Origin of the sequence: Xanthomonas populi (genome assembly GCF_002940065.1) — a bacterium.
GTDB classification, from domain to species: Bacteria; Pseudomonadota; Gammaproteobacteria; order Xanthomonadales; family Xanthomonadaceae; genus Xanthomonas; species Xanthomonas populi.
The window spans coordinates 1-4,237 of record NZ_MDEJ01000209.1 but is presented as its reverse complement, the minus strand read 5'-3'; the positions used below and the strand labels follow the sequence as shown (position 1 = coordinate 4,237).

The 4,237-nt window shown below is 63.9% G+C and carries 4 protein-coding genes and 1 other RNA gene; 4 read left to right on the top strand and 1 reads right to left on the bottom strand.

Translation table 11 applies throughout. The features are described from left to right. Window positions 1-80: 80 nt before the first annotated feature. A complete protein-coding gene (locus tag XpopCFBP1817_RS19670) occupies window positions 81-1,175 on the bottom strand; it encodes a PA0069 family radical SAM protein (protein WP_128418374.1) in 1,095 nt (364 codons plus the stop codon). A 136-nt stretch (window positions 1,176-1,311) separates the two neighbouring features. Between XpopCFBP1817_RS19670 and cls the strand changes: the two genes are divergently transcribed. The 4 genes from cls (at window position 1,312) to XpopCFBP1817_RS19650 (ending at window position 4,051) form a co-directional block, all read left to right on the top strand. After that, complete coding sequence (cls, locus tag XpopCFBP1817_RS19665; protein WP_128418373.1) at window positions 1,312-2,772, top strand: cardiolipin synthase; 1,461 nt, start codon at window positions 1,312-1,314, stop codon at window positions 2,770-2,772. A 75-nt stretch (window positions 2,773-2,847) separates the two neighbouring features. Beyond that, a complete protein-coding gene (locus XpopCFBP1817_RS19660) occupies window positions 2,848-3,117 on the top strand; it encodes a hypothetical protein (RefSeq protein ID WP_043888791.1) in 270 nt (89 codons plus the stop codon). A 10-nt stretch (window positions 3,118-3,127) separates the two neighbouring features. After that, window positions 3,128-3,895 (top strand): pyridoxine 5'-phosphate synthase, encoded by a 768-nt coding sequence (locus XpopCFBP1817_RS19655; RefSeq protein WP_128418372.1) that lies wholly within the window; start codon window positions 3,128-3,130, stop codon window positions 3,893-3,895. Between the two features lie 79 nt (window positions 3,896-3,974). After that, window positions 3,975-4,051: non-coding RNA, sX9 sRNA (locus XpopCFBP1817_RS19650), on the top strand. The last annotated feature ends 186 nt before the right edge of the window (window positions 4,052-4,237 follow it).

Here is a 4,237-nt window from a genome sequence, read left to right as displayed (position 1 = left end):
CGTCTTACATACCCAATTTGCGCGTTACTGGCGCTCTGGATACTGAAATTTTTGGGTCTTGCGAGTTGTTCAGACCTTCCCTAAAACAACTGCCCCTGCGGCGATTCCGGCACCGGTTTGGCAGGCGGAGCAGGGCGCCGAAACTTCCCGGCGTCCAACGGCGGCATCGCGCGCGTATCGAAGCCGGAGCGGCGATGCGCCAGCGCGAAGCGGCGCGCCAGCAGGTCCGCATACACGCCTTGTCCGCGCGTGCGTGCGCCGAAGGCGCTGTCGTAATCCTTGCCGCCACGCAATTGCTGGATCGTGCTCATCACATGCTCGGCGCGCTGCGGGTGATGGGTCTGCAACCAGTCGCGGAACAACGGCGCCACTTCGTGCGGCAACCTTAGCAGCACGTAACCTGCACTGTCCGCGCCAGCCTCGGCGGCGGCCTGCAGAATCGCTTCCAGTTCGTGGTCGTTGATCCACGGAATCACCGGCGCGGCCATCACCCCAACCGGCACGCCAGCCTCATACAACGCACGCATCGCGCGCAGGCGTGCGTGCGGTGCGGACGCGCGCGGTTCGAGCTTTGCCGAAACGTGAGGGTCGAGCGTGGTCAACGAAAAATGCACGTTGACCAGACCCTCGCGTGCCAGCGGCGCGAGCAGATCAAGATCGCGCGTTACCAACGCATTCTTGGTGATCAGCGTGAATGGATGCCGGGTTTCCCACATCACTTCGATCAATTGCCGCGTCAACGCATGCTTACGTTCGATCGGCTGATACGCATCGGTATTGATGCCCAATGCGATCGGGCTGGGCACATAGCTGGGCCGCGAGAACTCGCGCCGCAACAACGCCGGCGCGTTGGTTTTTGCGAACAACTTTGTCTCGAAATCCAGTCCGGGCGAGAGATTGAGATACGCATGCGAGGGCCGCGCAAAGCAGTAGCTACAGCCATGCTCGCAGCCCCGATACGGATTCACCGACTGCGAGAATCCGATATCCGGCGACTGATTGCGGCTGATGATGCTGCGCGCGGTTTCCTCGGTGACCTGCGTGCGCAATGCGGGCGCCGCGAACTCGGCGCTGTCGTCCGCGTGCCAGCCATCGTCCACTGCCTGTTGGGTGGTGACTTCGAAGCGTCCGGGCAGATGGCCGGTCGCACCACGGCCCTTGATCACAGTTTCCATCGCGTCATCGTACGGCACGCAGATCTCACACCCCGCGACCGCGCGTTCGACACGATGAAGCTTTCAGACCCATGCGCTGCCGGCGCGTTGGCCGTCTGGTCATCGCAGTAAGGCACGCGGCCCGTAGAATCCGCGCATGCTCGCATTTGCACAGGGCGCGTGGGAGTGGCTGGCCACCATTCCTCACCTCGAAGCGCTCCTCCTCGCCGCATACGTGTTGTACCTGCTCTGGATCGCCAGCTGGATCGTGCTGCAGAAGCGCGAGCCGGTGGCCACGCTGAGCTGGGTGCTGTCGCTGGCCGCGCTGCCGTATATGGGCCTGCTGATCTATTACTGGCTCGGCCCGCAGAAGGTCAAACGCCAGCGCCTGCGCCGCGGCCGTTCGCGCTCGGGCATGGAAAGCTACGACAGCGTCTGCCCACCGGATGCCAACTGCACCGAGCTGGCCAAGATCGCCCAGTCCACCACGGGCCTGGCGCCCAGCAGCGCCACCGAAGTGCATTGGCTTGTCGATGGCGCGGCCACCTACGCCGCCATCATTGAGGCGATCGGGCGCGCACGCGACCATATCCATCTGGAGTACTACATTTTCCAGCCGGACCGCAGCGGCAACGCGATCTGTGAGGCCTTGATGGAACGCGCGCGCGCCGGCGTCAAGGTGCGCTTGCTGATGGACGCAGTCGGTTCCTCGGCGATGACACGACGCAGTTTGCGCACCCTGCACGAAGCCGGGGTGGAGACCGCCTGGTTCCATCCGTCGCAGCTGCTCAAGCCGTTCAAGCGGCCGTGGTTGAACCTGCGCACGCACCGCAAGGTGATCGTCATCGATGGCCGGATCGGCTTCACCGGCGGCATCAACGTCACCGACGACGAGAACGAGCAGGTGCGCAGCGACGCCTACCGCGATCTGCACGTGCGTTTGCAAGGCCACGTGGTGCGCAGCCTGCAGCTGGTGTTCCTGGAAGACTGGCTCTACGCCACCCGGCAGGGCCGCCCGGCGTTCCACGGGCAACAGCTGTGGCCGGAGGATGTGCCGACCCGCGCGCAAGGCGATGTCGATGCGCAGGTGCTGGTGTCGGGGCCGGATTCGTCGTGGGAGGCAATCCACCGGCTGATGGTCGCTGCCATCCACGAAGCCAGGCATCGGGTCTGGCTGGTCACGCCGTACTTCGTCCCAGGCGAGGCCGCGCGCATGGCGCTGACCTCGGCCGCATTGGGCGGGCTGGACGTGCGCCTGCTGGTGCCACGCGTCAGCGATTCGCGCCTGGTCACCTACGCGGCGCGCTCGTATTTCGACGAACTGCTCGAAGCCGGCGTACGCATCTACGAGTACGGCCCGCGCATGCTGCACACCAAGGCGCTACTGATCGACGATGAGGTCAGTATCGTCGGCAGCGCCAATTTCGACAGCCGCAGCTTTCGGCTGAATTTCGAGTTGTCGATGCTGTTCCGCGACCAGGCCGTGGCAGCAGAACTGGCGGGTCTGATCGGCACCGACCTGGACAAAGCACAGGAAGTGCGCTTCGTGCGACGTCGGCCACTGTGGCGCTCGCGCCTTCCCGAAGCCTTCGCACGGCTGCTCTCGCCACTGCTCTGAACCACGCCCCGACCGCCCACGTGGAAGCGCACCGGGCGCGGCGCTACACTGCCGCCACTCATTGGGGAGCTCGTCATGCACTGGCTGTTTCTACTTATGGCGCTGGGTGCGCTGGTGCTGGCCTTCAGCACGCCGCACGTGTGGTTGCTGGTGGTCTCGCTGCTGGTGGCTTTGCTGCTACTGCTGCTGTGGACACGCGGCTGGTTCGCCTCGCGCATGGACGACACTCAACGCGATACCAGCAGCATGATCGACCCGGCCGAACTGCGCCGCCTGCGCGAAATCGCCGAGGCCCGCAAGGCGGCAGCACTCGCCGCCACGCGCGACGGCGAGCCGCAGGCCTGAGAGCGACGTTGTGACCACCCAGCTCAGCGTCAACGTCAACAAGATCGCGGTGTTGCGAAATTCGCGCGGCGGGCACGACCCGGAAGTGGTGCAGGCCGCACGTGCGTGCATCGCCGCCGGCGCGCACGGCATCACCGTGCATCCGCGGCCGGACCAACGGCACATCCGCGCCGACGACGTGCTGGCGCTGAGCGCGCTCACCCGCGAGTATGGGGTGGAATTCAATATCGAAGGCAACCCGTTTGGGCCACCGCGAGAGGGCTATCCCGGGCTGCTGGAGTTATGCCGCCTGACGCGTCCCGAGCAGGTCACCCTGGTACCTGACGGCGACGGTCAACTGACCTCCGACCACGGTTTCAATTTTGCACAGGACACAACCCAACTCGTCGCACTGATTGCCTCGTTCAAGGCGCTGGCTGCCAGGGTCAGTGTGTTCGTCGATGCCGGTAATCCCGACATCGCCCAAGCGGCGGTGCTCGGTGCAGACCGCATCGAGCTGTACACCGGCCCCTACGCGCAGGCACATTCAAACGGGCAGCCGGACGCTGCATTCGCGTTATTTGCCGGCGCCGCGCGCCGTGCCAGCACCGCAGGTCTGGGCATCAATGCCGGGCATGATTTGTCGCAGGAAAATCTTGGTGATTTTCTCACCGCCGTCCCAGGCGTGCTCGAAGTATCGATCGGCCACGCGCTGATCGGCGATGCCTTGTATCACGGCCTGGATGCAACCGTGCGTGCGTATATGGAGATACTGCGCAGCGCGTCGATTAGCATTTGAGAGATTCAATCGAATAAGAGCGGCTAACAAAACTACTGCGCTCACCGCCAGGCGGGCGCTGCCGGTGCTCGGAATCGGCATGTACGACTCGTACACTCCGGTTCTGAGCGCGCCGTCCGCACCCACCTGACGGCTGCTCGCTACGTTTTATTAGCCGCTCTAAGCGCTTCTGTCGAAATAACTGCGCTTACCGAAACGCTGCACGGATGGTGTGGGAGGGAGCAGATCACGTAGACTCCTACGCGCCATCCTGACGATTAATGACTACTAGGAGCCTCTAAAAACCCCAGCAATCTGCCATCATTGACTTGACGCCCTGCCAGCGGAGAACGACAGACATGA

What these genes read in the sequence shown, in the direction of transcription:
- cls (WP_128418373.1), top strand. Translation starts at nt 1,312, where the DNA reads ATGCTCGCATTTGCACAGGGCGCGTGGGAGTGGCTGGCCACCATTCCT.
- XpopCFBP1817_RS19660 (WP_043888791.1), top strand. Translation starts at nt 2,848, where the DNA reads ATGCACTGGCTGTTTCTACTTATGGCGCTGGGTGCGCTGGTGCTGGCC.
- XpopCFBP1817_RS19670 (WP_128418374.1), bottom strand. Translation starts at nt 1,175, where the DNA reads ATGGAAACTGTGATCAAGGGCCGTGGTGCGACCGGCCATCTGCCCGGA.